Source organism: Archangium violaceum (assembly GCF_016859125.1).
GTDB classification, from domain to species: Bacteria; Myxococcota; Myxococcia; order Myxococcales; family Myxococcaceae; genus Archangium; species Archangium violaceum_A.
The window spans coordinates 8,158,528-8,185,000 of sequence record NZ_CP069338.1 but is presented as its reverse complement, the minus strand read 5'-3'; the positions used below and the strand labels follow the sequence as shown (position 1 = coordinate 8,185,000).

The window sequence follows — 26,473 nt, the reverse complement described above, 5'->3', positions numbered from 1 at the left end:
TGTGGCTGATCGTCCTCTCAGACCAGCTACCCGTCGTCGCCTTGGTGGGCCATTACCCCGCCAACTAGCTGATGGGCCGCGGACTCATCTGGATGTGATAGCTTGTATACAGAGGCCACCTTTTCCCTCAGGAGCCGAAGCTCCCGGGGCTTATCCGGTATTAGCCAATCTTTCGACTGGTTATCCCAGACACCCAGGCAGATTATCCACGTGTTACGCACCCGTGCGCCGCTCTACTAGGATTGCTCCATTCGCGCTCGACTTGCATGTGTTAGGCACGCCGCCAGCGTTCGTTCTGAGCCAGGATCAAACTCTCCAATTGAAATTGAAGGTTTTGAACCGGCATCCGTCAGGGCCCGGCTACGGGACTCCCGACTTCGCTGTTCAGGGCACCCCGGAATCGACTCACGCCGACTCTCTTGGGGCGCCGTTTAGAATTGACTGCGGTTTCCGCAATCGTCTTCTTCTTGGGCTTGCTATTTGGTTTTCAAAGACCGAGCCGCTTGTTGCCGCCGCGGCTTTCTGCTACGCTTCCTCTACTTCTCGGCTGCACCCCATTCAACCTCGGGGGCTGCATTCTTTATTTCGAAGCGGCTTTTCTGTCAAGCGGCCGTTGTCGCCCCGCTTCACCGTTTCGCCTCGTGGGGAGCCAACACCGCGCCGGGGCGCCTTGTTTCTTCCTGTCGAGGGGGCGCGGAATCTACTTCACTTCCGCGTCTCGTGTCAACCCGCTTCGTCGACTCTTTCTTCCGCCCCGTCCCGGCTTTGTCGCCTGCGCGACTTCCGCCGTTTCGTGGGGAGGCGGCTTCTACCACCGCCGCGTTGAGAGTCAACTTCGCTCGCTGACTTTCTATTTCCTCTTTCACTTCGCTCGTCCGGAACTCCTGGCCGCCGTTGCGACCTCGCTTCCCGTCCGAGGGGGCGCGGCTTCTATCACCGCCGCGCCTGGAGTCAACCACCGATTCAGCCCGGTTGATTCCACTCGCCGTCGGCTTTTTCCAGCCGGACTGACGAGGTTCTCAGTATCTAGGACCACCTTCAGGACTTGTCAACTTCATCGACCCGCCCCATCCAGCCCTGGCTAGTCGCCGCGTCTACAGCCGACTCTGCCCAAGCCTTCCGGTCCTAATATTGATGATCAAAAGAACAGCTCACTTCGCTGAAGTGTCACGCGTGTGACACCGCGCCGAGAGGTGAAGCGGCTTATCCACCAAGAGATCAGGCAGCGCAAGCTATTTCACCTACGCCACACCACCCCGTGTGGCCTTCCCGGACTCCCCGTCCTGGAGGAGGCGACGCCTCCCTGCCTGGTCATCCGCACCGACTCCAACTCGGCGGTGAAGGGGAAACCGCTCCCGAAACTCACTTCATTCCTTCCGTTCAGGTTCCCGACTTCTCCAGCCGGAGTTTCGAAAGATCTACCCGACCCCGGCGGCAGCGCTCGGCGACGACGATCGCGTGCAGATCCCGATAGGCGCGTTCGAAGTCGTCGTTCACGATGATGTAGTCGTATGAGGCAACTCCTCGCTCAATCTCCGAGCGGGCTGCCAACATCCGGCGCCGGATCGTGTCCTCCGCGTCCGTTCCACGCTCGCGCAAGCGTCGCTCGAGTTCCTCCATGGCGGGAGGTACGACGAAGACGAGCACCGTGTCGGGGTGCTTGCGCTTGATCGCCAGCCCGCCCTGCACGTCGATGTCGAAGAGGGCCACGCCCTTCCGCGCTCGGGCCTCGTCCACCACGGCTTGGGAGCTGCCGTAGAAGTGACCGTAGACCTCGGCCCACTCGACGAACTCGCCCCGTTCGATGCGCTCCTGAAAGGAGGCGACGTCCACGAAGTGGTAGTCCACTCCGTCCTGCTCCCGTCCTCGGGGCTTCCGGGTGGTGACACTGATGGAGAAAAGGGCATCCGGCAGCTCGCCGAGCAGGCGGCGCGCCAAGGTGGTCTTTCCCGTCCCCGACGGCGCGGAGAGGACGAGCAGGATGCCGGGCTGGAGAGAAGTGGGCTCGTTCATTCGACGTTCTGGACCTGTTCGCGGATGCGCTCGACTTCAGCCTTCATCGATACCACTCGCGAGGAGATCTCCGCGTGCTGGCTCTTCGAGCCAGTGGTGTTCACCTCGCGGTGCATCTCCTGCACGAGGAAGTCCATGCGGCGGCCCGCCGGCTCGCTCCCCGCCATCAACTGGCGGAACTGCTCGAGGTGACTGGCCAGCCGCGTCATCTCCTCGGCAATGTCCGTCCGCTCGGCGAAGACGGCTACTTCCTGAGCGAGCCGCTGCTCGTCCACGGAGATGCCTCGGGCCAGCTCCGCTACGCGTTCGGCCAGCCGCTGGCGGTACTCCTCCACTGAACGGGGTGCCAGCGCGGCGACCTCCCGGCTCCAGCGCTCGATGAGCCCGAGCCTCGCCTCAAGGTCCGCGTGGATCGCCTCTCCCTCCACCTGCCGCATCCGCTCCAACGCGCCGAGCGCCTGCTCCAACGCCGCCTGTACCGCCTGCGCCGCCGACTCCACGTCCATGCCCCGCTCCTCCAGCCGCATCACCCCTGGCTGGTTGGACACATGGGTCCAGGACACCTCGGCCATCATCCCGAGTGCCTCGGCGACCTCACGGAAGGCCCGCGCATACTCCCGCGCCAGAGCCACATCCACCACCGGCACCGTCCCGGCCGCCGTCGCCGTCTGCCTCTTGATGAAGACCTCCACCGAGCCGCGGGCGAGTCGGTCCTTCACCTGCTTCGTCACCGCCGACTCCAGCGCCGCCAGCTCCCTCGGCAGCCGCGCCTTCACCTCGCAGAATTTGTGGTTGAGGGAGCGCAGCTCCACGGAGAACTCCTCGTCCCCCACTCGCGCTCGTCCCGCTCCAAACCCGGTCATGCTCTTCAACATTGGCGGCTTGCTAGGCGCTTCCGGCCAGCAGGTCAAGCCACCTGCGCGGATCCTCTCTGCTATGGTCCGCCCCCCGATGGTCTGGCACAAGCGGCTCGAGTTGTGGGCAAAGTTGGCACTCGCTCTCGTGGCTTCCTCCCTCCTCTGGCGCCCTGGTCGCCGGAGAAAGGTGGGAGCCCCCCTCCCCTCCCCCCGGCGCGTCCTCCTGGTTCGTATCGACAACCGGGTGGGCGAGGCGCTCCTCACCACTCCCCTCCTCAGTACCCTCAAGGCCTCGCCCCAGCCCCCGGAAGTGCACGTCCTCGTCCACTCCAAGGTCGCCCGTGTCATCGCCGGACACCCCGAGGCCGACCGGATCATCCCCTTCAACCGGCGTCTGCTCTGGCTCGGGCCCCTCGCCCCCGGCATCCGCGACCTGCGCCGCGAGCACTATGATGTCGTCGTCGACTGCGCCAACTGGTCCACCCCCTCCGTCACCTCCGCCCTCATCTCCCGGCTCGTCGGGCCTCGCTCCATCGTCATCGGCCCCCGCATGTGGCCCGTCCACTACCTCCACTCGCTCTCCGTTCCGGCCCGCTCCGATACGAATCGCGAGGTGCTCCAACGCGTGCACCTGCTCTCCCCCCTCCTGGAGAGTCCTCCCCACGAGCTGATGTCCTTCCGCGCGCCCCAGGTCAGTGAGAAGTTCCGCGCCTGGCTCGAGGCCGGCTCCGGCTCCCCTCGCGCTGTCGTCAACCCTGGCGGAAGGCTCGGCTGGCGCCGCATTCCTCCCGAGGCCTTCGCCTCCGCCGCTCGCGCGTTGATCGCCTCCGGGCGAACCCCCATCGTCACCTGGGGGCCCGGTGAGGAGGGACTCGCTCGCACCGTCGTGGCCGCCGCCCCAGGCGCCCAGCTCGCTCCACCCACCAACATCGACGAGCTCGCCGCCCTCATGCGCTCCGCCGGTCTCACCGTCTGCAACAACACCGGCCCCATGCACCTGTCCGTCGCCATCGGCGCACCGACCCTCGGCCTCTTCCTCCGCATGGACATGGACCGCTGGGGACACCCCTACCCTCCCCATCGCATGGTCGACCTCACCCCCGTCGTCGACTCGGGTGGCGACCTCCAGGCTCGCGTCTTCGAGGAGGTTCGAGCCTTCGCCCACGGGTTTTCGGCCCGGGATTCTTCAACTCCCTGAGCTTGGGAGTGGGCGCGATTCTTCGGGCAACAGTTCCGGAACTCCGTCCCGGATGGGGTACGCGAGACGGCAGTTCTCGCAGTGCAGTTCCTCCAGAGGGGGGTTCATAGGATTCGTACTCGGGGCTCGCATACCCTCACCCCGACCCTCTCCCAGTGGGAGAGGGAGTGGGGGGGGCAGCGTGCCCTTGCACTTCGGGCATGCCAGCGTCGCGAGCAGCCAGTCCGGAAGTGGCATGGACTCTCTACTTCGACCCTCGCTCCGCCTGCAGCCTCCGCGCGAGCTCCGTCGTGCTGTGGTTCTTCGGATCCCCCGCAACCGCCACCCGGCCCCCGTAGGCCCTCACCTCGTCCGCCTCCGGTATCGTGTCCGGTGTGTAGTCCGTCCCCTTCACGTGCACGTCCGGTTTCAATGCCCGGATGATGTGGCGCACGTTCGGCTCGTCGAAGATGAGCACCCGGTCCGTACACGCCAGCGCCGCCACCATCTCCGCCCTCTCCCCCTCCGGAATGTGCGGCCGGCCCGGTCCCTTGTACGCCCTCGTCGACGCGTCCGAGTTCACCGCCACCACCAGGTAGTCCGCCAGCTGCTTCGCCCCCTCCAGGTAGCGTACGTGCCCCACGTGGATCAGATCGAAGACCCCGTTCGCCAGCGCCACCTTCTTCCCCTCCGCCCTCCAGCGCTCGCGCTGCTCCACCACCTCCGACAGCGTCTTCACCTTGTTCGAGGTGCTCACCGCGCGCTCCTCAGCTCGCCCAGTAGCTCATCCCGCGTCACCGTCGCCGTGCCCAGCTTCTGCACCGCCAACGCTCCCGCGACGTTCGCCAGCCTCGCCGCCTCCCCGAAGCCTCCCCCAGCCGCCAACCCCAGCGAAAAGGCCGCGATCACCGTGTCCCCCGCCCCCGTCACGTCCACCGCCTCCTTCGCGCCATGCACCGGAATCATGTCCACCCCGCCCTTCGCATCGAAGAGCGCCATCCCGTGCCGGCCCCTCGTCACCAGCAGCGCCTGACACTTCATCCGGCGCACCACCTCGTGCCCCGCCTCCACCAGCTCCGCTTCCGTCCGCAACGGCCGGCCCACCAGTGCCTGTAGCTCCGGCTCGTTCGGCTTGCACACCGTCACCCCGGTGAAGGCCGACAGGCTGTAGCGGCTGTCCACGCACACCGGTAGCCCGTCCGCCGCCAACCTGCCCAGGGCCTCGCGCATCTCCTCCCCCACCACCCCCGCGCCGTAATCGGAGACCACCACCGCGTCCATGTCCCTCGCGGCCTCCTCCACCCGCTTCACCAACGCTCGGCGGAGCTTCGGCGGCAACGGGCCCCGCTGCCCTCGATCCAGCCTCAACATCTGCTGCCGCGTCGTGTTCACCCCACCCGCCAGAATGCGCGTCTTCGTCTCCGTCTCCACGCCCTTCGCACTCACCGCGCTCAGCTCGATTCCCGCCTCGTCGAACAGCTTCCGCAGCGCCCTCCCCATCTCGTCCGCCCCCAATACCCCCACCGCCGTCACCCGTCCCGACAGCGCTCGCACGTTCGCCGCTACGTTCGCCCCGCCCCCCAGCTTCACCTCCGAGGACTCGTGGCGGACGATCAGCACCGGCGCCTCCCGGCTCACCCGGTCCGTCTGACCGTAGATGTAGTGGTCGGCGACCAGATCCCCCACCAACAGCACCTTCCGGCGCGCGAAGACCAATGGAAGTTGGACCAGGGGAGGAGTCACTCGGGCGGGCAGCACGGCAGCCATGGCGGCGCGTTGTCCCACAGCAACTCCCCATCCACAAGCCGACCGTTTCCTACCCGAGCCCGAGCGCCCGGCGAAGGTGCGACTCGCCCTCGAGCACCTCCACCCCCAGGCGCACCGTCCACGTCTCGAAGCCCCCAGGCAGCCTCACCAGGTCCTTCTCCGTCGTCACCACTCGCGCCCCCAGGCTCGCCGCCCGTGCGCCCACCTCGTGGAGCTCCCGCTCGCTGAAGCGATGATGGTCCGGAAAGAAGGCCGTGCCCCGCACGTCCGTTCCCAGCTCGCCCAGCGTCCGCAGGAAGCCCCCCGGCCGAGCAAGCCCCGCCAACGCCAACACCGGCTGCCCGGACAGTGCCTCGGGAGGATGGAGCGCTCCCGAGGGATCCACCCACGCCGTGGGCCGATACCTCGTCCGCACCCGCGGAGCCCCGTGCAATGGCAAGGCCCGCCCGGGCGTCGTCGCGGCTCGCACCCAGAAGAGCGTCGCCCGGTTCAAGCCCGACAGCGGCTCGCGCAACGGGCCTCTCGGCAACATCCGGCCGTTGCCGAAGCCCACCGCCTCGTCCACAACCACCACGTCCTCGTCCCTCGCCAGCTTCCGGTGCTGGAAGCCGTCGTCGAGCAGCACCACCTCCAGCCCGAACTCGTCCCTCGCCCGACGCGCCAGCATCCGCCGATCCGCTCCCACCAGCAGCCGGGCCTCGGGACAGCGGCGCGCGAGCAGCAACGGCTCGTCCCCCGCCTCCTCCACCGAGGGCAACGGCCCCGCTCCCGTGAAGGTCACGGGCGCCTTCGAGCCTCGCCCATACCCTCTCGTCAGGATGCCCACCCGCTTGCCTTCCCGCACCAGCAGCTCCGCCAGGTACAGCACCGCCGGCGTCTTCCCCGTCCCTCCCACGTTCAGGTTGCCCACCGAGATGACGCGCAATCCCTCCACCCGCTCGCCCCGCAGCAGGCCCGCGTCGTAGAGCGCTCCCCTCAGCCTCACCCCCGCCCCGTAGCCCCAGGCCAGAACCTCCAGCGGCGCCAGCAGCGCCTTCCGGCCCCAGTCCTCCTCCCTCCCCGGGTAGAAGACCCGCTCGATCGCCGTCGGCGCTTCCTGCCTCGGAGCCGGCTCGCTCACCGCTCCGCCCTCGCCTGCTCGTACAGCGCGAGCACTTCCGCGGCGATCTCCTCGTTGCTCGGGTGCGCCACCAGCGCCCTCGTCCCCGACTCCGAGGCCTCCACCACCGCCTCGGGCGTCGGCTCCTCCACCAGCACGTCCGCCAACGACGGCAGGTTGCCCTCCCCCACCGCCACCACGCGCACCCCACAGGCCCTCGCCTGCGCCGCGGCCCTCGCGCTCCAGTCGTTCCCCAGCCCCAGCACCCACACCTCGTCCAGCGCTCGCAGCCAACGCACGAACGTCTCGCCCTTCTGGTACCCCGCGAAGGTCACCGCCGCCTCCAGCCCCAACGCGCGCACCTGCTGGCGCACCGGCTCCACCAGCTCCCCGTCCCCCACCAGCACCAGTCTCGCTCCGGCGTGTCCCTGGCGCAGCCTCGCGAACGCCTCCACCCCGAGCGCGTGCCGCCGCGAAGGCTGGAAGGTCGACACCATCCCCACCAATGGCGAGCCCGTCAGCCCCAACTCCCGCCTCAGCGCCTCCCGATCCTCCGCCGGTCGGAACATCGGATCCACCAGCGGCGGCAACACCCTCACCCGCCGGCCCACCAGCCTCGTGATCACCGAGGACGACGGCACCGTGTACGCGTCCGCTCCCGGCAGCGAGCTCCTGAGCGACCTCGGCGCGTGCACCGAGCGGATCAACACCGCGCCCCTCGGCCGTCCCCACCTCGCCACCAGGTGATCATGCGTGAAGTGCGCGTGCACCACGTCCACGCTTCGCGCCTTCAACCGCCGCAGATCCCTCCACACCCTCCACGGCGGCGACTTCACCGACAGCTCCAACCCTCCCTCGTCCAGCAGCCCCAGCGCATCGAACCGCGGCACCGCCGGCTCCTCCGCCGACACCTCCGTCCGCAGGCGGTCCACCGCCACCGTCACCTCGTGCCCCGCCTCGCGCTGCGCCAACGCCAGCAACGCCACGTTCTCCGCGGGGCCACTCCAGAACGGGCTCGCGAGCAGGTGCAGGATTCTCATCGGGACCCGGGCAGCCGCTCGGCGAGCACTCGCGCCATGTGCTCCACGTTGCGCTGGCTCGCTCCTGAAATCTGCCGCACCGTCGCCCTCGCCAGCTCCCCCAACGACGCCACCGTCTCCGGCTTCGCCAGCAGCTCCGACATCACCCGGTACAGCTGCTCCGCGTCCTTCACCTGGATGCCTCCCCTCCCCACCAACACCTGCACGCTGTCCCGGAAGTTCTCCATGTGCGGCCCGAACAGCACCGGCTTCCCCTGCCCCGCTGGCTCCAGGATGTTCTGCCCTCCTCGCTTCGTGAACGACCCGCCCACGAACACCAGCGTCGCCAGCCCGTACGCCCTCGACAGCTCTCCAATCGTGTCCAACACCACCACCCGCCCTCCCTCCTCGTTCCCCTTCGAGCGCAACCCCACGCGCAGCCCCGCCTCCCTCGCCAACGCGACGATCCGCCCCGCTCGCTCGATGTACCTCGGGGCGATCACCAGCCTCAGGTCCGGGTGCGCCTCCAGCAACCGGCGATAGACCGCCAGCAGGTGCTCCTCCTCGCCCTCGTGCGTGCTGCCGGCGATCCACACCCGCTCCCCCACCTTCAGCCCCAACGCGCTCCGCAGCGCCTCGTCCTCCCGGCCCACATCCACCGCCGCCAGCGCGTCGAACTTCGTGTTCCCCGTCATGAACACCCGCTCGCCCGGCGCCCCCAACCCCAACACCCGTTCCGCCTCGTCCTCCCCTCGCATCAGGAACAGGTCCATGTCCCGCAGCGGATTGCCGATGAGCGAGAACAACAGCCGGTACTTCCCCTGGTGCGCCGGAGAGAAACGCCCGTTCGTCAGGGCCACGCGCACTCCCGCCCGCCTCGCCGCCCGGATGAGGTTGGGCCAGATCTCCGTGTACTCGAGCACCAACAGGTCCGGCCGTATCGCCCGCACCGCCCGCCGCGTGGCACCCCACAGGTCGTATGGCGCGTACACCACCCCGTCCACCTGCTTCGCCAGGCGCTCGCGCCCCATCATGTAGCCCGAGTTCGTCATCGTGGAGAGCACGATGCGGCACCCCGGGAAGCGCGCCCTCAGCGGGCCGAACATCGGCGAGAGAGCCAGCAGATCCCCCGCGCTCGCCCCGTGCAGCCAGAACGTCGGGCCGGGTCCTCGCTCAGGCAGCTCTCCCCGTGCGTAGAAGCCGAGCCGCTGCCGCAGCCCGTGCCGCGTCTTGCGGTGCAGCGACAACACCGGAAAGAGCACGGCGAAGAGCAGGTAGCTGGCGAGGACGTAGAGGAGGCGCATGGCGACCGGGGCCGCGTCCCTCTACCAGATGCCGCCCCCGCCAGCAGCACACGCCCCCCACGCCACCAGCACCACCCCGTCCCTTCATCGCCCATTATTTCTTAATTTCTAGGATAACAGCAAAACCATAATTTGCTCGAATTGCTTGAAATTGTCAGACCCATTTGTCACGCTCACGACACCCTGAGTCACAGGGCACAGGAGGCAGCCACAGTGGAGCATCAAATTCGTGGAGTCCTTGGAATAGCGGCGCTGTCATTGATGATGGGAGCGTGCACCGAGAGCAACGCGCCCGCGGGCAACAAGCCCGAGGCCACCCGGACGCTCGCGTCCGCCCTCGGCACCAACGTCGTGGATGCCGACGAGGCGGGCGTGGCCCGCTTCATCACCGGCGAGCTGGGCAACGTACCGGAGCTCGCGTCCCCTGGCGCCGCGCTCACCACGGACCTCGGCCCCACGCTGGCGAGCATCGCGCCCCAGTTCCGGCTCGACCCGGCCAACCTCGTCCTCAAGCGCGCCTACACGGACGCCCAGGGTGACACCCACCTGCGCTATGGCGTGCGCCACAACGGCCGGGCCATCTACGGCGGCGAGCTGCGCCTGCACGCGCGCGGCGGGAAGATCTTCGCGGCCAATACCAACATCCGCGGCGACCTGAAGGGCCCGGAGAAGGCGACCATCGCCCCCGAGGCCGCCATCTCCGCGGCCGAGCAGGACCGCTCGGCCCCCAAGTCCTCCCGCATCGCGGGTGAGCCGGAGCTCTTCTACTACCGCTCCGGCGACAAGCTCCTCCTGGTCTACGAGGTCCGCCAGACCGGTGAGCAGGCCGATGGCACCCCCGTGGATGACTCGGTGCTCGTGGACGCCGCCGATGGCTCCTTCGTCGCGCGCATCCCCCACGTGCACACCGCCGGCCTCAGCCGGAAGATGTACGACGGAAAGAACCTGACCACCCTGCCGGGCACCCTGGCCCGCACCGAGGGTCAGGCGCCCGTGGCCGATGCGATCGTCAACGAGAACTACGATCACCTCGGCACGGTCTACAACTGCTACAACAGCCTGTTCGGCCGTGACTCCATCGACAACGCGGGCGCCACGCTCATCAGTACGGTGCACCACCGCGTCAAGTACGTGAACGCGTTCTGGGACGGCACCCAGATGGTGTACGGCGACGGCGACGAGGTCACCGCCATCAACCTGGCCAAGTCGCTCGACGTCACCGCGCACGAGCTGACCCACGCCGTGACGGACTACGAGTCGGAGCTCATCTACTCGGGTGAGTCCGGCGGCCTCAACGAGTCCATGTCCGACATCTTCGGCGCCGTGTGCGAGTGGTACGGCGACGGCAAGGTCGTCAGCGCCGAGACCTGGCTGGTGGGTGACGACATCTGGACGCCGGCCACCCCGGGCGACGCCCTGCGCTACATGGCCAACCCCACCCAGGACGGCGACTCGCTGGACTACTACCCGGACTACTACTCCGGCGTGGACGTGCACTACAGCTCGGGCATCTCCAACCTGGCCTTCTACCTGCTGAGCCAGGGCGGCACGCACCCCACGGGCAAGACGACCACGGCGGTGGAGGGCATCGGTATCGAGAAGGCCGCGCGCATCTTCTACAAGGCCAACGCCGACATCATGACGGCCAGCACCACGTTCGAGCAGGCGAAGATCGCCACCGAGCAGGCCGCGCAGCAGCTCGGCTACGACGCGGCCACCATCGCCTCCGTCTCCAACGCCTGGAAGGCCGTGGGCGTGGGCGTGCCCATCCCTCCTCCGGCCAGCACCCCGGTCGAGAAGAACGTCCCCGTGTCCGATATCGCCGGCTCCAAGGGATCCAAGACGTACTACAGCTTCCAGGTGCCCGAGGGTGCGTATGATCTGAGCGTCAGCATCAGCGGCGGCACCGGTGACGCGGACATGTACGTGCGCTTCAACAGCGCGCCGACCACCAGCCAGTACGACTGCCGCCCCTACAAGTCCGGCAACGCGGAGACCTGCGCCTTCGCCGCCCCGTCCCAGGGCACCTGGTATGTGATGCTCAACGGCTACAACGCCTACTCCGGCGTGACGCTGACCGTGACCTGGAAGGGTGGCTACATCCCCCTCGAGCGCGGCGTGCAGCTGGACGGCCTCTCCGGCATCGCGGGCTCGGATCAGATCTACAAGCTCGAGGTTCCCGCCAACCCCAACGGCAGCCTCCGCAACATCCACATCCGCATCTTCGGCGGCTCCGGCAACGCGGACCTCTACGTGCAGCACGGCTCCGCGCCCAGCCTGTTCGAGTACGACTGCCGCGACGTGAAGGATCACAACACCGAGAACTGCAACCTCAACAACGCCCGCCCCGGCAACTACTACATCAAGCTCTTCGGGGCGAAGGGCGGGTACGAGAACCTCTCGCTCCGCGCTGACTACAACTGAGGATGACCTCGGGTGACGGCTCCGCTCCGTGGCTGAGCGGCGCGGGCCTCTCCTCCTGACGGGGTAGGATTTGGGACGGCCGCTCTCTCCTTGGCGAGGGCGGCCGTTCTCCTTTTTGGGCACGGATTCGATTCACGGAGGGGAGCCCGGGAGGTACATACCCTCACCCTTTCCCTCTCCCGGAGGGAGAGGGGGTGGTGCGCAGTACCCGTACCGGGCTCGGGACGAGCCACGGCCGCCACTGTGTGCCGAAGAAGCGTCCCGGTGCTCGCACCCACGCCTCCACCTGCACCGATCCTTCTTCCACCAGTTCCACCGACCTGCCATCCGGTCTCAACCGCCCCGCTCCCCGGACCTCGACTCGGACCTGGTCCCCCACCCCTGGCGGCAGGCGCACCGTGAGCACGTCGCCTACGTGCGCCTCCCGGCTCCCGGTGGACAGGCCCTCCAGTGCGAAGCCCTCCGGCTCGCCCAACGCCCGGAAGGCGCACACCGCTCCGCCTCTCGCGAGCCCCTTCACCACCAGTTCCGCCGCGGCCCGTGCGTCCCCCGGTAGCTCCCGGGTGTCCGGCAGGTACATCGCCAACGCTCGGAAGACGTCCTCGTAGCGCGGAAGCCCGTGCGCGTCGTGCGAGCACAGCGCCACCCGCGGTTTTCCCCGCTCGAGCTCCAGCAACCGTGCCATGGGCTCGGGCCCCGGCTCGACGAGCAGCATCACCCCGTGCACCGGATTGCTGAAAGACGCGCCCACCGCGGGCAGCAACCGGCTGAAGGGATGGCGCAGCGCGTCCCGGAAGAACGTGTCCGCGGAGTAGAGTTCGAAGCCATCCGCCCGCCGCGCGGCCTCCTCGTGGCGCCAGGGGTTGCGCTCCTGCACCGGGTGCGCGAGCACGCTCACACCACCCGCCTTCTCCACCGCCGCCTCCGCCTCCCCTCCGTCCATCCACGGCCGCACCCCCTCCAGCGGACGCTGCATTCCGAACGCCACGAGGTGGCCATGGGCCGTCGAGATCTCCACGCCCGGCACCAGCAACACCCCGTCCAGGAAGACGGGCTCCCGCGGGGTGAAATCGTTGTGGTCCGTGAGCACCACGAAGCGCAGCCCCGCCGCCTTCGCCGCCGCGGCCACCTCCTCCACCGTGCCCCGCCCGTCCGAGCGCGTGGTGTGCACATGGAAGGCCCCGCGCAGCCACCCGGGTCCCTCTGCCAGGGAGGGCACCACCGGATACTCGACGTACGAGGCCGCGAGGGTGAAGAACCCCGCCATCCCCAGCACCAGCAGCACCAGCCCCAGCAGCGCCCGGAGCAGCTTGCCCGCAAGCACCGCCGGCTTCACGCGGCACCCCGCTCCGCGCCCGACGTCTGCAGCGCCCACAGCGCCGCGTAACGGCCTCCCGCCTTCAACAGCTCCAGGTGGCTGCCCCGCTCCACCACCCGTCCCTCCTCCACCACGCAGATGACGTCCGCGTCCACCACCGTCGACAACCGGTGGGCGATCACCAACGCCGTCCGTCCCGGCAACACCGCCGCGAGCGCCGCCTGCACCTCGCGCTCGCTCTCCGGATCGAGGCTGCTCGTCGCCTCGTCCAGCACCAGCACCGGCGCGCGCGACAGCACCGCCCTCGCGATGCACAGCCGCTGCCTCTGGCCTCCGCTCAGCTTCACGCCGCGCTCGCCCACCCGGGTGTCATACCCCTCGGGCAGTGCCCGGATGAAGCCGTCCGCGTTCGCCACCCGCGCCGCCGCCTCCACCTCCTCGCGCGTCGCGTCCGGCCGCCCATAGCGCAGGTTCTCCAGCACGCTGCCCGAGAAGAGCAACGGCTCCTGCGTCACCAGCGCGAACTTCGCCCGCACGCTCGCCGCCGTGTACCGGTCCACGTCCACCCCATCGAAGCGCAGGTGGCCTTCCTGGGGGCGCTCGAAGCGCAGCAGCAGATGGGTGAGCGTGCTCTTGCCCCCACCGCTCGGCCCCACCAGCGCCACCACCTTTCCCAGGGGCAGCTCCAGCGTCAGTCCCTCCAGTGCCCGCCGCTCCCCGTAGGAGAAGCGCACGCCCTCCACCTGGATGCCTCGCTCCAGCGCCGGCGCCTCCGTGGCCCCCGGCGCGTCCTCCACCGGGTGGCGCAGGTCCAACAGCGCGAAGAGCCGCTCTCCCGCCGCCCCCGCCTGCATCGCGAACTGCGTCACCCGCCCCAGATCCTTGATGGGCTGGTACACGAGAATCACCGCGGTGAGGAACGACAGCAGGGACTCGGGCTCCATCGCGTGCGTGGCCGCCGCGTAGGCCAGAGAGCCCGCGAGCGCCGCCGCCGCCAGCACCTCCATCAGCCCGGGCACTCCGCCTCGCGCCCACGCGGCCCTCACCAGGGCCTCCTCATGGGCCCGCGCGTGCGCCGAGAAGCGCGCCAGCTCCGCCGCCTGCCCGTTGAAGGCCTGGATGGTGCGCATTCCGCCCAGTCCCTCCTGGATCTGCCCCGCGAGGTGCCCCAGCTGCACCTGGCCCTCGCGCGTGCCCCTGAGCGCCTTGCGCGTCAGCCTCGAGGCCGGCAGCGCCGCCAGGGGCAGCACACACAGCATCAACCCACCCATCAACGGGCTGATGGACAACGCCACACCGGCCAGCACCACCACCTGCAGCGAGTCCCGCAGGTACGAGCCCACGGTGTACATGGCCGCCATCTCCACCGCCTGCACGTCCGCGGAGAAGCGGCTGAGCAGATCGCCCATCCGCTCGCGCGCCAGCTGCGCCGGTGACAGCGAGGAGAGGCGGACGAAGAGCTCCCGCCGCAGGTCCGCCACCACCTTCTGGGCGAAGAGGCCCATGAAATAGAACTGGCCCAGGTACCCCACGCCCTTCACCAGCCCCACCGTCACCACCACCACGGGGAAGGCCCAGAGCGCGGCCTCGCGAGGGAGGCCCGACAGCCACGGCACCGGCTGCGCGCCGCCAAAACCCTGCTCGCCGCCCGACAGGAGGAAGCGCAGCGCCGGGCCCATCAGGTACGCGTAGGCACCCGTGGCGAGCCCCAGCACCGCCATGCACACGAAGGCCACCACCAGCACGCCCACGTGCGGCCGCGCATGACCCAGCAACCGCCACAACGACTTGTGCATCACCGACCTACTTTGCGCAGCGCGGCCTTGGCGAGCTGGGCATTGGGATTGAGCTCGAGCACCTTCAGCAGCTTCTTGCGCGCGACGGACGCCTCATCCATTTCGCTGTCGATGATGGCCGAGATGATGAGCGCCCGCTCCAGGTACGGGTTGAGCGAGAGCGCCTTGCGGAGCACCTTCTGCGCCGCCTTCGCCCGGTCCTCCTTCGGCCCCGTGCCGGCCAGGAACGTGGCCCAGGCCAGGTACGAGTAGTACTCGGGCTCCAGCGGGTTGAGCGTCACCGCCTCCTCGAAGTGGATGAGGGCCGAGCGGTACTGCTTGCGCTTGAGGGCCGCCTCTCCGCGCCGGAGGATGATCTCCGCGTCCACGTTCACCGTGGTGGCGCGCCCCACGTCCATGCGCGACATCAGGTACTGGAGGTACGCCTTGCGCTTCTCCTCCACCGACAGCACCCGGTACGCCGCCGACAGCTTCTCCTGCACCGAGTCCAGCAGATCCTTCATCTCCGAGGTGTCGAACTCGGCGTAGCTGTCCGGGTGGAAGCGCGTGGCGAGCTCGTGGTAGGCGCGCTCCACGGCCTCCGTGTCCGCGGCGATGTCCAACCCCAGGCACCGGAAGTAGCTGCCGGTGATGATCTTCACCGCGCCGTCGCGCAGGCTGGCCGCCGTCTCCGCGTCCAGCGGCTTGCGCTTGCGAGGCGCGATGACGTCCGGCACCGCCACCACCTCGCCGGGCCCGGTCGCCACGGGAGTCGGAGAGAAGCTCATGCAGCCGGCCAGCTTGAGGAACCACAGCAGCGAGTACCCACGCCGCAAGTCCCCGCGCCCGTGCGCCAGCAGGTCCCGCAGCGCGATGCGCCCGTTCACCTGCATGACGATCTTCAGGTCCTCCGTGTTCAGCCCCAGCGCGCCCAGGTCCCTGCCGAACTCGGGCGTGCGCACCGGGAACTCCGCCTGGTGCGCGCGCAACGGAGCGGCCAGCACCTTGAGCGGAATGGCCCGCCGCGCCCCATCGAGGATCGGCGCCAGCGCCGGCGTCTCCACCGTGGCCACCTCGGCCTGGAACTCCTCGCCGGGGTAGAAGGCATAACGGCCCTCGCGCATGCCGATGACCTGCGCCAGCCGATCCTGCGTGTAGTCGCGCAGCAGTTGCAGCAGTTCCTCGCCCGCCGCCTCCACCCCGGACTCCGCCAGCGCGGCGCCGATGCGCAGGCCCGAGGCCAGCGCCTGCACCAGCCGTTCCGCCTGGGCCTCGGTCACCACCTGGCGCTGCAGCAGATACTGGGGCAGCGTGTCCTGCCGCGCGCTCGAGTCGTAGTTCACCGCGCCACCGCGGGCGAAGAAGACCCGCCGCGTGAGATCCTTGTAGGCCACCACCAGCACGCCATCGCGGCGCACCCGGTACAGCGACACCAGCAACGCCGGCAACGGGAAGCCCTTGAGATCGCCGCTGACCACCGCCGGGCGCGACAGCATCGCCCGCACGCCCTTGAGCGGAGCCTCGTTCTGCGCGGCACCGGCCACCAGCGACTGCAGCTTGCCCACCAGCTCGCCCGGCTTGAGCGGGTCCGCCACGTAGGCATTCACCTTGAGATCCAACACCGATGTCACGCCGCGCGCCCGGCCCAGATGCCCCTTGTCGATGGCCACGATGGGCACCCGCGCACCCATGCTGTGGTTGCGGATGAGGTGCCCCACGTGGGTTCCCTGCAGGCGCGGCAGATCCACGGACACCACCACCAGGTCCGGGTTGTCGGCGACGAAGTGCTCCATCGCCGAACCGGGGTCGCTCACCGCTCGCACGGTGTACCCGGCTTGAGACAACAACCCGGTGAGGTGCTCCAGAGTGGGCGGATGGCTCTCGGCCAGAAGAAGCGTCTTCAAGGGCCGGCGAGTGTACACATTCGGCCCGCTCGCATCAGTGGGTATCCACATCCCCTGGCCCGCGGTCCCCTGCTTCCACCCGGGGCGCGACACCGCCTGGCCGCCCAGGGAGAGGCGGAGCGCTCTCCAGGTGAAAGAGTTCAGGGAGACCACCGCGAGGGTTGCCCCTCATGCTGGAGTCCGGCCGCCTTGAAAGCGGCACCCGGACGTCCCCACCTTCTTGGCGGAGGAGGTGCCCCATGGGCCAGGAGAGATCGGACGTCTTCGACAGAGAAGGAAAACCACCCGCGCGAGATGATACCCAACAGGACTTCGAGGAGGCCAAGCGGGAGCTCCAGCGACGCGCCGGCGAGAGCGAGCAGCCGAAGCACCCCGACGAGCGCACTTCTCCCGAGTATGAAGGCAAGGAGCCGAGCGATTGATGCGTGAGCGCGAGATGGAGGGGGAGACGACCTGGCGCGGCTACACCCTGCGGCGGGCCCTGCCGGAGGAGCTGGCGGCATTGCCGGAGCTCGAGCATCTCGCCGCCCAGCAATTCCTCCAGTCGGCGCACGCCTTCATCGCCGGGGCCGAGACCCAGACGCTCGAACAGCTCCGCGAGTACCAGCGGCTCGGTGGCGCATGGGTGGCCGTTCCAGCGGAGGGAGGGCTGGCGGCCTTCGCGCTCTGCAAGGAGGTGGATGGCACGGCGTACCTCGCGGAGATCGACGTGCACCCGGCCCACGCACGCCGGGGACTGGGCCGGGCCCTCTTCGAGGTGCTGAAACGTCAGGCACGCGAACGGGGCTACCCGGCGATGACGCTCATCACCTTCCGGGACATCGCCTGGAACGCCCCCAACTACGAGCGCTGGGGCTTTCGCGTCATGCGGGACGACGAGGTGGGTCCCGGGCTACGAGCCCTTCGCGAGCACGAGACCCGAGCGGGATTTCCTCCCGAGAGCCGCGTCTGCATGCTGCTGCCACTGGATGGGCGACCCGACTCGTGACGGCGTCACTCCCAGGAGATCTCGTACTCGCTGTCGAGCACATCCGTCTGGCGTCCGGCCACCGTCATCCGCTGGACGGGCATCTTCTCGAGCAGTTCCAGCAGCGTCCCCTCGTGGAACGGGAAGGGCATGAAGATATTCTTCAGTGAGAAGCAGGCACGCCCTGGCCCCACCCACGTCAAGTCGAACTCGCCGAAGCTCAACGCGACCCGATACACGACGGGCAGGGAGTCCAGCAGACGCCGGGCATCGCCTCCGTGCATCACGCCCATGGCCTTGCCGGCCTTGGACTCACGGAAGTCCCTCGCCGCCCTCCGCCCGAGCTGCCGCAGCGCCTCGTCGATGGTGCCGTGCTCCACCGCCAGCAACCGGATCGCTGTGGCGACCATCCGGAGATAGGTGGCCATGGGGTAGTTGAAGAGCTCCACGAACTCCTTCTCGCCACTCTCCGCCAGGCAACGCCGCACCATCACCCCGTCGCCGAGCTCACCCACGGCCCGCAGCAGGCCGATACAGAACACGCCCCGCGTGGTGTCACCCGGACGCGTCAAGGCGATCCGCCGCGCGAAGTCCCGCTCCCAGTATTCCGCGGCCTGGTTGTTCAGTTCGGCCATCTGGCTGTCCTGGCGCACGCGTCCTCCCCCTCGGTACCCGGCCCTCGAGGGGGTTATCGGGATTACCCGGGCGGAAGTTTCCACGTCCGGCTCGGAATGTCGACAAGCCGGTCCGGGATACCCCAGCAACCAGGCAGGGAAGCCCGTGTGACAGGGAGGAATCAGGAACTCGCGTGGAGCCCGCGAACGGCGCTTCGGATAGGATGCGCGCCGCTTCTCATGTCCCCATCCCCCCAGATTCTCGTCGTGGCGGGCGAGGCGTCCGGAGACGCCCACGCCTCCGAGCTCGTCGCCGCCCTCAAGGCCCGCCGTCCGGACCTCACCTTCTTCGGAATGGGAGGCTCGCGCCTCGCCGCCCAGGGCGTGGAGTTGCTCTACGGCGCCCATGAGGTCAGCGTCATGGGCATCACCGAGGTGCTGCCCAAGATTCCACGCATCCTCCAGGTGATGGGAGGGCTGGCCCGCGCCGCCGCCGAGCGCCGCCCGGCCTGCGCCATCCTCGTGGACATTCCGGACTTCAATCTCCGGCTCGCCGCCCGCCTCAAGAAGCTCGGCATCCCCGTGGCCTACTACGTCTCGCCGATGATCTGGGCCTGGCGCCGGGGCCGGGTGAAGACGATCGCGAAGCTCGTGGACCGGATGCTCTGCATCCTCCCCTTCGAGGAGGACTTCTACCGGGAGGCCGGTGTCGCGGCCCGCTACGTGGGCAGCCCCGTGGTGGAGCAGATGCCCTCCCCCGCCAGCGCCACCGCCTTCCGCCAGAAGCTCGGGCTCCCCGTGGAGACGCCCACGCTCGCCCTGCTCCCGGGCAGCCGGATGAGTGAAATCCGCCGCATCCTCCCGGCCATGGTGGGCGCGGCGAAGCAGCTGGTAGCCGAGCGCCCCGGGCTCCAGGTGGTGGTGCCGGTGGCCCCCACCATCCCGCGCGAGGAGATCGTCTCGCGCTTCGAGGGCAGCGGCGTCCAGCCCGTGCTGGTGGAGGGCCGGGCCCCCGAGGTGGTGGGCGCCAGCGACGCGGCCATCGTGGCCTCGGGGACGGCGGCCCTGGAGGCGGGGCTGATGCAGCGCCCCTTCGTGGTGGTGTACCGCGTCTCGCTCGTCACCTACCTCGTGGGTCGCATGATGCTGAAGGTGGCACACGTGGCGCTCGTCAACCTGCTCGCCGGCCGCCGGGTCGTCCCCGAGCTGCTCCAGGGCGACATGACGCCCGAGCGTATCGCCGGGGAGATCCGCCGCCTGTGGGTGCCTGGAGCACCCCGCGAGGAGATGCTCCAGGGATTGGAGGAGGTGCGCACCCGGCTCGGAGAGGCCGGGGCCGCCCACCGAGCGGCCGAGTCGATCCTGGAGCTGCTTCCCCCCGCCGTGAAAGTCTAGGAGCGGATGCCCCGCCGCTCTGGTATGTCCGGCCGCGCAATGAACCCAGCGCTGGTCTGCATCCCCACCTACAACGAGCGGGACAACCTCGAGCCCATCACCCGAGCGGTGCTCGAGGCCGATCCCCGAGTAGACATCCTCGTCGTCGACGACAACTCCCCGGATGGGACGGGGAAGCTGGCGGACGAGCTGGCGGCGAAGGAGCCGCGCATCCGCGTCCTGCACCGCGAGAAGAAGCAGGGCCTGGGGCGCGCCTACCTCCATGCGTTCCGCGTGGCGCTCGAGGCGGGCTACACCTACGTCATCGAGATGGACGCGGACTTCAGCCATGATCCGCGCTACCTGCCCACGCTGCTGGACACGGCGATGGGTGGAGCGGATCTGGTGCTGGGCTCGCGATACGTGAGCGGCGGCGGCACCGTGAACTGGGGCGTGGGCCGGAAGATCATCAGCCGGGGCGGCTCGCTCTACGCGCGCAGCATCCTCGGCGTGGGCACCCGGGATCTCACCGGGGGCTTCAAGTGCTTCCACCGCCGGGTGCTCGAGTCCATCGACCTGGAGGCGGTGAAGAGCACCGGTTACGCCTTCCAGATCGAGCTCACCTACCGCACCCTCAAGAAGGGCTTCACGGTGAAGGAGATCCCCATCGTCTTCGAGGACCGCCGCGTCGGGCAGTCCAAGATGAGCCGGAAGATCTTCCTCGAAGCCCTGACGATGGTGTGGAAGCTGCGTTTCTCGGTGTAGAGGAGCGCATGGCCGAGCACCTGTCCCTGTTCCTCGTATCGCTGCCGGCGGTCCTCTTCGTGGTGGACCCGGTGGGCCTGGTGCCCATCTTCCTGGCGATGACGGCGGGGGACTCGGAGGAGAAGATCCGCAGCACGGCGCGGCGCGCGTGCATGGTGGCCTGCGCGCTGATGCTCTTCTTCGCCGTCTTCGGCGGAGTCATCTTCAAGGTGTTCGGCATCTCGCTGGGCGCCTTCCGGGTGGCGGGAGGCATCCTGCTGCTCATCACCGCGCTGGACATGCTGCGCGCGCGGCCCTCGGAGACGCGCACCACTCCGTCCGAGACGCAGGAGAGCGTGGGCAAGGAGGACGTGGCCCTGGTGCCCCTGGCGATGCCGCTGCTGGCGGGCCCCGGCGCCATCGCCACCGCCATGGTGCTGATGGCCCGCGGCGGAGAGAATCTGCTCTCCGCCATCCCCGTGCTGGTGGCCATCATCCTCACCTTCTTGACGAGCTACTTCGTGCTGCGCGCCGCGGGCTTCGTGCAGCGCGTGCTCAAGCAGTCCGGCGTGGCCATCCTCGAGCGCGTCATGGGGCTCATCCTCGCGGCCATCGCGGTGCAGTTCATCGCGGACGGAGGCAAGGATCTGCTCCGCGAGAAGGGAGAACCGGCCGAGGTGTCTCAGATGCTGGAGGACACCCAGCCGCCCTCGCCCTTCGTCACCGCGCCCTTGGCCTCGCCGCCCAGCGACAACGCGTCGGGTGCCGCGCGCTGCGCGTCGTAGATGTAGCCATTCCCCCGGGGCTGGAGGAAGAACACCACCGCTTCACGGGTGATCGCCTGCACCACCTTGTAGTTGGGCCCGCCGCACTCGGGCTCCCCTCCGACGAAGAGGCGCTCCAGCATGGCCTCCTCGGGCCGGCGCACGAAGACGAGCACCTGCGAGGGCCCGTCGTGCCCGTCCGCCATCAACTCGGACAGGAGCTGCCGCGGCACCTGCTCGCGCATGAGCGTCTGGACCAGCTCGCACTTGCCAGCCTCCTCCGCCGGTTCGATGCGGGCCTCGGCCGAGTGCATGCAGCCGGTGGCGGCGAGGGCGAACAGGGCAGGCAGCACGAGTCGCTTCATCCGTCGGTTCTCCTTGAGAGGGTACATCACAGCTTCCGCCACTGCGGCGGGAAGGGGGTTGAGGACAGGGCCGGCGGCTCCACGGCCAGGATGTACTCGGCGCGCCGGTTGGCGGCCGCGTCCGTCTCGTCCGGAGTGGCCTCGAGCGGGGACTCCTCGCCGAAGCCCTCGTAGAAGATGGGCAGCTCGAGGCCCTTCTTGCGCAGGTACGTCGCGATGCCACGGGCGCGCGCGAGGGACAGCTTGCGGTTGGAGGCCGTGTCTCCCACCGTGTCGGTGTGCCCGAGGATGTAGAGGCGCAGCTCCGCGAAGCGGCCGTAGCGCTTCACCGCGTCGGCGATGAGCGCGTGGCTGGCGTCCAGCTTCCGCCGCTCGGGGACCGGGACCTCCGCGCTGCCCGAGGGGAAGTTGACCTCCTCATGAGGGATGTCCACCCGCCACGGGAAGAGGTCCACGGCCGTGTAGAAGTCGGAGGTGTCGAAGGCCTTGAGCGAGATGCGCAGCACACGACCCTCCGCCGCCGGCCACGTCACCTCCAGCGGCTTGCCCGCGGGCGCGCCGTCGAAGGGCACCTCGCCCTCGAAGGCCTTCTTGCCGGTGTCCATGAGGACCGTCACCTCCGCGCGTGACGCGGGCCGCGACAGCGTGAAGCGCAGCTTGCGCCCCTGCACGTCCACGTCCTCGGGGACCACCGTCAGCTTCAGTGGCCCCAGCAGCTCCGCATCGAAGGACAGCGGCATCGAGGCCTCCTCCGCGTCCGGGAAGCGCACCACCAGCTCGCCCTCGTAGTGGAAGCGGCCCTCGGGCTGCTCCAGCTGCACGGTGCGCGTCACGCCCGGCTCGCCGCCGCCCTTCACCCGGACCTCCTTGCCATCACCGCGCTTCAGCCTCACCTCGAAGCCAGCGATGGGCTCCTCGATGTGTACCTGGAGGGCTGGCAGACCCTTGCCCACCGCGGCCTGGGGTTGGAGCGACACGCGCACCGCGTCCGCGAGCGCGCAGAGAGGAGTCAGGGTGAGGCACAGCAGCAGCAAGCGTACGTTCATGCGGGGGGGTGACCTCCGAGCCAGAGCGTACCCTCGCCGGGACGCGCGGCACGTGCAACGCGAACACGGGTTGGGTCTTGGAGCAGTGTCCGGAACAGGCCCCTGGGGGGCGAGCATTCCACACAGGCACGGGTGAAGACGACCCTCACCCCAGCCCTCTCCCAGAGGGTGAGGGAGCCTGCACGGTGAGCGGCCTGGGAACCTTCACGGCACTCCGACCAGGGTGATGCCCGCCTTCTCCGCCCCCCGGAAGAGCTCCGGAGCGTCCAGCAGCACCGTCTTCCCCGCTTCCAGCGCCAGCACCTTCGCCCCCACCTCCCCCATCACCTCCAGGGTGCGTGGGCCCACCGCGGGCAGATCGAACCGCAGATCCTGCCCCGGCTTGCAACGCTTCACCACCACCGCGCCCTCCCCGCCGTACTTCCCTCCCCGGCGGATGGCCTCGTCCGTGCCCTCCACCGCCTCCAGCGCCAGCACGTGACCGTTGCGAACCACCACCGTCTGCCCCACGTCCGCCTGTCCCAGCAGCGTGGCCACCTCCCGCCCCAGCGCCACGTCCTTCTCCTGCGCGGGGTGGAGTCGCGGGCCCGCCAGGTGCCCCTCGGGGCACAGCGCCTGCGCCAGCCAATCCGTGGGCGCCACGATGGTGATGCCGTGCGACTCGAAGTAATCCGCCACCGCGCGCAGCAGGGTGTCATCCCGGAAGCTGCGCAGGCGCGAGATGATGCGCAGCGCACCCAGGTCCGGCCGTGCGTCCGTCAGCGCCCGCACCCGGCCGATGCCTCCGGCCATCGCCGCCCGCTTCACCCCCGCCTTGTTGAAGGCACGGACGATGCGGTCCACCTGGCCCAGCCGCACCCACGTCAGCTCGGCGACCTCCGCCTCCAGGGCCGGATCCGCCTCGTTGCGGTGCGCCACCGCCACTACCCGCAGCCCCTGCTCCCGGGCCGCGCTCGCGAACAGGAAGGGCAACCGTCCGTTGCCCGCGATGAGGCCGATGGGCTCCACGATCGCGTCAGCGCGTCAGCCCGCGCTTGCTCTGGCTGACGAAGTTCAACAGGTACTCGATCTCCGAGTGGCCACCCATCTCCGTCTTCAGCTGGGAGATGGCTTCGGCCAGCTGCAGCTTCGAGCGGAAGAGGATCTTGTAGGCCTCCTTGATGCGGCCGATCTGCTCCTCGGAGAAGCCGTGACGCTGCAGACCCACCACGTTGAGGCCGGCCAGCTCCGCCCGGTCCCCCTGCGCCGTGCAGTAGGGGGCCACGTCCATCGTCACCATGGACCCGCCCGCGATGAACGCGTGCTTGCCCAGGCGGGTGAACTGGTGCACCGCGGACAGGCCTCCAAGGATGACGAAGTCCTCCAAGTACACGTGCCCGGCCAGCGCCACGCTGTTGGCGACGATGCAGCCATTGCCCACCACGCAGTCGTGGGCCACGTGGCTGTAGGCCATGAAGAGGTTGTTGTTGCCCACCCGCGTCACGCCACCACCGCCGGCCGTGCCGATGTTGAGCGTGCACGACTCGCGGATGGTGTTGCCGTCACCGATGATGAGCTCGGTGTCCTCGCCCGCGTACTTCAGGTCCTGCGGGGCGCCACCCACCGAGGCGAAGGGGAAGATGCGGTTGCGCGCCCCCAGCGTGGTGCGCCCGTCGATGACGACGTGGGGGCCCACTCGAGTCCCCTCGCCCACCGTCACCTTCTCGCCGATGATGGCGTAGGGGCCAACCTCCACCGTCTCATGGAGACGAGCACCGGGGTGAACCACCGCAGTGGGGTGAACCTGCGCCATGGAGTCTACCTCCCTACCTTCTCAGGACGCCTCGGCCGCGGAGCCGCTCTCGTCCTTGTCCTTGTCCTTGTCCACCACGGTGGCGAGGAACTCGCCCTCGGCCACCTTCACGCCGTCCACCGTGGCCGTGCCCTTGGTCTTCCAGATGGCGCCCTTGTGGCGGATGACCTCGACGTTCAGCTGCAGCCGGTCTCCTGGCACCACCGGCTTGCGGAAGCGCGCGCCATCCACGCCCATCAGGTACGACACCTTCTGGGTGGGATCCATGTTCTCGGTCTTGTAGGCGAGAATGGCCGTGGCCTGCGCCAGCGCCTCCAGGATGAGCACTCCCGGCATCACCGGATGCCCCGGGAAATGGCCGTTGAAGAAGGGCTCGTTCATGGTGACGTTCTTGAACGCCACCAGCTTCTGGCCAGGGACGATCTCCACCACCCGATCCACCAGGAGGAATGGATAGCGGTGCGGCAGCAGCCCCTGGATGTCCATGATGTCCATCATCCGCCCTTCTCCTTCTTCTCGAGCATGTCCACCCTGCGCCGCAGGGTACGCACTTCCTTGAGCAGATCACTGATCTGCCCCAGTGCCGCCGACATGCGCAACCACTCTCGATGCGGCATGGCCGGGGTGCCGCTCACCACCTGTCCGTCCTCCACGTCATGCGCCACACCCGACTGGGCCCCGACCTTGGCCAGGTCTCCCACGCGGATGTGACCCACCACGCCCACCTGCCCCGCCAGAACCACGCCCGTGCCCAGCTCCGCGGAGCCGGACACGCCCGCCTGCGCGCAGATGAGCGTCAGCGGACCCACCTTCACGTTGTGGGCGATCTGCACCAGATTGTCGAGCTTCGAGCCGCGCCCGATGACGGTTTCTCCGATCGTCGCCCGATCGATGGTGGTGCAGGCCCCCACCTCCACGTCATCCTCGATGCGGACGATACCGGCCTGGGGCACCTTGTAGTGCTCCGGGCCCCGCTCGCCCTCGGGGTTGAAGGCGAAGCCGAAGCCGTCCGCGCCCACCACGCACGAGGCATGGAGGATGACGCGCGCGCCCACCTGGCAGTGCTCGCGCACGGTGACGTTGGGGTACAGCACGCTGTCCTCGCCGATGCCCGCCTCCTCGCCCACGTAGACTCCGGGGAAGAGCACCGCGCGCGCGCCCACGGTGGCGTGCTTCTCCACCGTGGCACCCGCCATCACCGTGGCCTCCGGATGCACGCGCGCCTCGGGGTGCACGTGCGCCCCGGGCCGCACGCCCGCCGCGTAGGAGGACCGTGGGTGGAAGAGGCTGGAGATTCTCGCGAAGGCCAGATGCGGATTGGACACACGCACCAGGGACACGCCCTCGCGGGGCTCGACATCCGGCCCCACCAGCACGGCCGAGGCCTTCGTGGCCTCGAACTGCCGGCGGTAGCGCGGATTGCCGTAGAAGGAGAGCTCGCCCGGGTTCGCCTCGGCGAGCCCGTTGAGCCCCGAAATCAGGAGGCCGGCATCGCCGATGAGCTCGCCGCCCACATGGGTGGCGAGCTCCCCGAGCCGGCGGGGGTTGGATGCGTGCACGGAAGGCCTACTTCTTGGGAGCGTCCTTGGCGACCGGGGCGTCCTTGGCCTTGCCCTTGGAGCTGTTGTAGGTGCGGATGACCTCGTTGGTCAGGTCATACTGGTTGAGCGCGTACACCAGACCGGAGTCCCGCTTCTCGAAGACCATGGCCAGGCCCTCGCGCTCGGCGATGGTGCGGATGACACCGTCGATCTTCGCGATGATGGGCTCCATCTCCTTGCGCTCGCGCTCGGCGGCCTCACCGCGGCTCTTCTCCCACTTCTGGGCCAGGTCGTAGACCTTCTTCTGCAGGTCCGTGGCCTTCTGGATGCGCGTCTCCTCGCTCATGGCGCTGGCCTGCTTGTCCAGCGTCTCCTTCTCCTTGCGGAGGGCCTCCTGCTGGGCGTCGATCTCCTTCTGACGCGCCTCCAGCCACTTCTGGAGGCGGGCCTTGGCGGACTTGCCGTCGTCCACCTCGAGCATGACGCGCTGGTAGTCGACGTAACCCATCTTCAGGTCGGCGGCGGCGGCCAGGGTCGGCACGGCGAGCGAGAGGGCAAGGGCCAGAACCGACAGTTTGCTTCGAAGCGACATGTGCGACAGCTCCTCGG

At 68.9% G+C, this 26,473-nt stretch carries 25 protein-coding genes, 1 rRNA gene and 1 pseudogene (1 of these 27 cut by a window edge); 7 read left to right on the top strand and 20 right to left on the bottom strand.

The genetic code is table 11. The annotated features are described in order from the left end of the window. From JQX13_RS35045 to JQX13_RS35035, 3 genes are all read right to left on the bottom strand, one after another. Positions 1 to 322, bottom strand: a 16S ribosomal RNA gene (locus tag JQX13_RS35045) (it extends 1,213 nt beyond the left edge of the window). A 1,058-nt stretch (positions 323 to 1,380) separates the two neighbouring features. Next, positions 1,381 to 2,013 carry a guanylate kinase gene (gmk, locus tag JQX13_RS35040; protein ID WP_203403806.1) on the bottom strand — a complete coding sequence of 211 codons (633 nt, stop codon included), beginning with the start codon at positions 2,011 to 2,013 and terminating at the stop codon, positions 1,381 to 1,383. Beyond that, the gene (locus tag JQX13_RS35035) at positions 2,010 to 2,888 is read right to left on the bottom strand and encodes a YicC/YloC family endoribonuclease (protein WP_203403805.1); all 879 of its coding nucleotides are present in this window, start codon (positions 2,886 to 2,888) and stop codon (positions 2,010 to 2,012) included. Before JQX13_RS35035 ends, gmk begins: the two co-directional genes overlap by 4 nt. 76 nt (positions 2,889 to 2,964) lie before the next feature. Here JQX13_RS35035 and JQX13_RS35030 point away from each other — a divergent pair, with 76 nt between their 5' ends. Further along, a complete protein-coding gene (locus JQX13_RS35030; RefSeq protein ID WP_203403804.1) occupies positions 2,965 to 4,068 on the top strand; it encodes a glycosyltransferase family 9 protein in 1,104 nt (367 codons plus the stop codon). Here JQX13_RS35030 and JQX13_RS56005 read toward each other — a convergent pair. The 6 genes from JQX13_RS56005 to JQX13_RS35000 are packed head-to-tail and all read right to left on the bottom strand — an operon-like array spanning position 4,057 to position 9,236. Further along, the gene (locus JQX13_RS56005; RefSeq protein WP_203403803.1) at positions 4,057 to 4,305 is read right to left on the bottom strand and encodes a Trm112 family protein; all 249 of its coding nucleotides are present in this window, start codon (positions 4,303 to 4,305) and stop codon (positions 4,057 to 4,059) included. The two genes, JQX13_RS35030 and JQX13_RS56005, sit on opposite strands and share 12 nt — an antisense overlap. A gap of 7 nt (positions 4,306 to 4,312) precedes the next feature. Continuing rightward, on the bottom strand, positions 4,313 to 4,804 hold the full coding sequence (locus JQX13_RS35020; RefSeq protein ID WP_203403802.1) for an adenylyltransferase/cytidyltransferase family protein: 492 nt from the start codon (positions 4,802 to 4,804) through the stop codon (positions 4,313 to 4,315). Continuing rightward, positions 4,801 to 5,814: a bifunctional heptose 7-phosphate kinase/heptose 1-phosphate adenyltransferase gene (locus tag JQX13_RS35015; protein WP_203403801.1), complete on the bottom strand. Its 1,014-nt coding sequence runs from the start codon at positions 5,812 to 5,814 to the stop codon at positions 4,801 to 4,803. The genes JQX13_RS35020 and JQX13_RS35015 overlap by 4 nt, the downstream gene beginning before the upstream one ends. A 49-nt stretch (positions 5,815 to 5,863) precedes the next feature. Then, positions 5,864 to 6,934 (bottom strand): tetraacyldisaccharide 4'-kinase, encoded by a 1,071-nt coding sequence (gene lpxK, locus JQX13_RS35010; protein ID WP_203403800.1) that lies wholly within the window; start codon positions 6,932 to 6,934, stop codon positions 5,864 to 5,866. Then, a complete protein-coding gene (locus JQX13_RS35005) occupies positions 6,931 to 7,953 on the bottom strand; it encodes a glycosyltransferase (protein ID WP_203403799.1) in 1,023 nt (340 codons plus the stop codon). Before JQX13_RS35005 ends, lpxK begins: the two co-directional genes overlap by 4 nt. Beyond that, entirely contained in the window at positions 7,950 to 9,236 is a 1,287-nt protein-coding gene (locus tag JQX13_RS35000) for a 3-deoxy-D-manno-octulosonic acid transferase (protein WP_203403798.1), read from the bottom strand. The genes JQX13_RS35005 and JQX13_RS35000 overlap by 4 nt, the downstream gene beginning before the upstream one ends. Before the next feature lie 261 nt (positions 9,237 to 9,497). On the opposite strand from JQX13_RS35000, the gene JQX13_RS34995 reads away from it, so the two are divergent. Continuing rightward, the gene (locus JQX13_RS34995; RefSeq protein ID WP_203412350.1) at positions 9,498 to 11,660 is read left to right on the top strand and encodes a M4 family metallopeptidase; all 2,163 of its coding nucleotides are present in this window, start codon (positions 9,498 to 9,500) and stop codon (positions 11,658 to 11,660) included. Between the two features lie 163 nt (positions 11,661 to 11,823). Here the strand turns inward: JQX13_RS34995 and JQX13_RS34990 are convergent, their stop codons facing one another. From JQX13_RS34990 to JQX13_RS34980, 3 genes are read right to left on the bottom strand one after another with little or no spacing between them, the layout of a single operon-like run. Continuing rightward, positions 11,824 to 12,996 carry a PHP domain-containing protein gene (locus JQX13_RS34990; protein WP_239014040.1) on the bottom strand — a complete coding sequence of 391 codons (1,173 nt, stop codon included), beginning with the start codon at positions 12,994 to 12,996 and terminating at the stop codon, positions 11,824 to 11,826. After that, positions 12,993 to 14,774 (bottom strand): ABC transporter ATP-binding protein, encoded by a 1,782-nt coding sequence (locus JQX13_RS34985; RefSeq protein WP_203403797.1) that lies wholly within the window; start codon positions 14,772 to 14,774, stop codon positions 12,993 to 12,995. Before JQX13_RS34985 ends, JQX13_RS34990 begins: the two co-directional genes overlap by 4 nt. Further along, positions 14,774 to 16,657: a DUF4388 domain-containing protein gene (locus JQX13_RS34980; protein WP_239014039.1), complete on the bottom strand. Its 1,884-nt coding sequence runs from the start codon at positions 16,655 to 16,657 to the stop codon at positions 14,774 to 14,776. The genes JQX13_RS34985 and JQX13_RS34980 overlap by 1 nt, the downstream gene beginning before the upstream one ends. Before the next feature lie 239 nt (positions 16,658 to 16,896). Here JQX13_RS34980 and JQX13_RS34975 point away from each other — a divergent pair, with 239 nt between their 5' ends. Further along, positions 16,897 to 17,079 (top strand): hypothetical protein, encoded by a 183-nt coding sequence (locus tag JQX13_RS34975; RefSeq protein ID WP_203403796.1) that lies wholly within the window; start codon positions 16,897 to 16,899, stop codon positions 17,077 to 17,079. Then, on the top strand, positions 17,079 to 17,645 hold the full coding sequence (locus JQX13_RS34970) for a GNAT family N-acetyltransferase (protein WP_203403795.1): 567 nt from the start codon (positions 17,079 to 17,081) through the stop codon (positions 17,643 to 17,645). The genes JQX13_RS34975 and JQX13_RS34970 overlap by 1 nt, the downstream gene beginning before the upstream one ends. Before the next feature lie 5 nt (positions 17,646 to 17,650). Here JQX13_RS34970 and JQX13_RS34965 read toward each other — a convergent pair whose 3' ends face one another. Continuing rightward, positions 17,651 to 18,277 carry a TIGR02265 family protein gene (locus tag JQX13_RS34965; protein WP_203403794.1) on the bottom strand — a complete coding sequence of 209 codons (627 nt, stop codon included), beginning with the start codon at positions 18,275 to 18,277 and terminating at the stop codon, positions 17,651 to 17,653. 201 nt (positions 18,278 to 18,478) lie between these two features. Between JQX13_RS34965 and lpxB the strand changes: the two genes are divergently transcribed. From lpxB to JQX13_RS34950, 3 genes and pseudogenes are all read left to right on the top strand, one after another. Beyond that, positions 18,479 to 19,633 carry a lipid-A-disaccharide synthase gene (gene lpxB / locus JQX13_RS34960; protein WP_203403793.1) on the top strand — a complete coding sequence of 385 codons (1,155 nt, stop codon included), beginning with the start codon at positions 18,479 to 18,481 and terminating at the stop codon, positions 19,631 to 19,633. Between the two features lie 39 nt (positions 19,634 to 19,672). Further along, positions 19,673 to 20,377 carry a polyprenol monophosphomannose synthase gene (locus JQX13_RS34955; RefSeq protein WP_203403792.1) on the top strand — a complete coding sequence of 235 codons (705 nt, stop codon included), beginning with the start codon at positions 19,673 to 19,675 and terminating at the stop codon, positions 20,375 to 20,377. Positions 20,378 to 20,385: 8 nt separating this feature from the next. Then, positions 20,386 to 21,012: pseudogene (locus tag JQX13_RS34950) on the top strand (MarC family protein); the annotation flags it as partial. Between the two features lie 26 nt (positions 21,013 to 21,038). Here JQX13_RS34950 and JQX13_RS34945 read toward each other — a convergent pair. From JQX13_RS34945 to JQX13_RS34915, 7 genes are all read right to left on the bottom strand, one after another. Next, the gene (locus JQX13_RS34945; protein WP_203403790.1) at positions 21,039 to 21,485 is read right to left on the bottom strand and encodes a hypothetical protein; all 447 of its coding nucleotides are present in this window, start codon (positions 21,483 to 21,485) and stop codon (positions 21,039 to 21,041) included. A gap of 26 nt (positions 21,486 to 21,511) precedes the next feature. Further along, positions 21,512 to 22,531: an OmpA family protein gene (locus tag JQX13_RS34940; protein ID WP_239014038.1), complete on the bottom strand. Its 1,020-nt coding sequence runs from the start codon at positions 22,529 to 22,531 to the stop codon at positions 21,512 to 21,514. Positions 22,532 to 22,735: 204 nt separating this feature from the next. Further along, complete coding sequence (locus JQX13_RS34935; protein WP_203403788.1) at positions 22,736 to 23,539, bottom strand: LpxI family protein; 804 nt, start codon at positions 23,537 to 23,539, stop codon at positions 22,736 to 22,738. 7 nt (positions 23,540 to 23,546) lie between these two features. Then, entirely contained in the window at positions 23,547 to 24,323 is a 777-nt protein-coding gene (lpxA, locus tag JQX13_RS34930; RefSeq protein ID WP_203403787.1) for an acyl-ACP--UDP-N-acetylglucosamine O-acyltransferase, read from the bottom strand. A 21-nt stretch (positions 24,324 to 24,344) separates the two neighbouring features. Continuing rightward, positions 24,345 to 24,818: a 3-hydroxyacyl-ACP dehydratase FabZ gene (gene fabZ, locus JQX13_RS34925; RefSeq protein WP_203412347.1), complete on the bottom strand. Its 474-nt coding sequence runs from the start codon at positions 24,816 to 24,818 to the stop codon at positions 24,345 to 24,347. Then, a complete protein-coding gene (gene lpxD / locus JQX13_RS34920; protein ID WP_203403786.1) occupies positions 24,818 to 25,882 on the bottom strand; it encodes a UDP-3-O-(3-hydroxymyristoyl)glucosamine N-acyltransferase in 1,065 nt (354 codons plus the stop codon). Before lpxD ends, fabZ begins: the two co-directional genes overlap by 1 nt. Positions 25,883 to 25,889: 7 nt before the next feature. Next, positions 25,890 to 26,456, bottom strand: a complete 567-nt coding sequence (locus JQX13_RS34915) for an OmpH family outer membrane protein (protein WP_203403785.1) — start codon at positions 26,454 to 26,456, stop codon at positions 25,890 to 25,892. Between the last annotated feature and the right edge of the window lie 17 nt (positions 26,457 to 26,473).

Bases quoted from the DNA above. Each gene is read 5' to 3' on its own strand.
- gmk (WP_203403806.1), bottom strand. From the start codon at position 2,013: ATGAACGAGCCCACTTCTCTCCAGCCCGGCATCCTGCTCGTCCTCTCC.
- JQX13_RS35035 (WP_203403805.1), bottom strand. From the start codon at position 2,888: ATGTTGAAGAGCATGACCGGGTTTGGAGCGGGACGAGCGCGAGTGGGG.
- JQX13_RS35030 (WP_203403804.1), top strand. From the start codon at position 2,965: ATGGTCTGGCACAAGCGGCTCGAGTTGTGGGCAAAGTTGGCACTCGCT.
- JQX13_RS56005 (WP_203403803.1), bottom strand. From the start codon at position 4,305: ATGCCACTTCCGGACTGGCTGCTCGCGACGCTGGCATGCCCGAAGTGC.
- JQX13_RS35015 (WP_203403801.1), bottom strand. From the start codon at position 5,814: ATGGCTGCCGTGCTGCCCGCCCGAGTGACTCCTCCCCTGGTCCAACTT.
- JQX13_RS35005 (WP_203403799.1), bottom strand. From the start codon at position 7,953: ATGAGAATCCTGCACCTGCTCGCGAGCCCGTTCTGGAGTGGCCCCGCG.
- JQX13_RS35000 (WP_203403798.1), bottom strand. From the start codon at position 9,236: ATGCGCCTCCTCTACGTCCTCGCCAGCTACCTGCTCTTCGCCGTGCTC.
- JQX13_RS34995 (WP_203412350.1), top strand. From the start codon at position 9,498: ATGATGGGAGCGTGCACCGAGAGCAACGCGCCCGCGGGCAACAAGCCC.
- JQX13_RS34985 (WP_203403797.1), bottom strand. From the start codon at position 14,774: ATGCACAAGTCGTTGTGGCGGTTGCTGGGTCATGCGCGGCCGCACGTG.
- JQX13_RS34975 (WP_203403796.1), top strand. From the start codon at position 16,897: ATGGGCCAGGAGAGATCGGACGTCTTCGACAGAGAAGGAAAACCACCC.
- JQX13_RS34970 (WP_203403795.1), top strand. From the start codon at position 17,079: ATGCGTGAGCGCGAGATGGAGGGGGAGACGACCTGGCGCGGCTACACC.
- lpxB (WP_203403793.1), top strand. From the start codon at position 18,479: ATGTCCCCATCCCCCCAGATTCTCGTCGTGGCGGGCGAGGCGTCCGGA.
- JQX13_RS34955 (WP_203403792.1), top strand. From the start codon at position 19,673: ATGAACCCAGCGCTGGTCTGCATCCCCACCTACAACGAGCGGGACAAC.
- JQX13_RS34945 (WP_203403790.1), bottom strand. From the start codon at position 21,485: ATGAAGCGACTCGTGCTGCCTGCCCTGTTCGCCCTCGCCGCCACCGGC.
- JQX13_RS34940 (WP_239014038.1), bottom strand. From the start codon at position 22,531: ATGAACGTACGCTTGCTGCTGCTGTGCCTCACCCTGACTCCTCTCTGC.
- lpxA (WP_203403787.1), bottom strand. From the start codon at position 24,323: ATGGCGCAGGTTCACCCCACTGCGGTGGTTCACCCCGGTGCTCGTCTC.
- fabZ (WP_203412347.1), bottom strand. From the start codon at position 24,818: ATGGACATCATGGACATCCAGGGGCTGCTGCCGCACCGCTATCCATTC.
- JQX13_RS34915 (WP_203403785.1), bottom strand. From the start codon at position 26,456: ATGTCGCTTCGAAGCAAACTGTCGGTTCTGGCCCTTGCCCTCTCGCTC.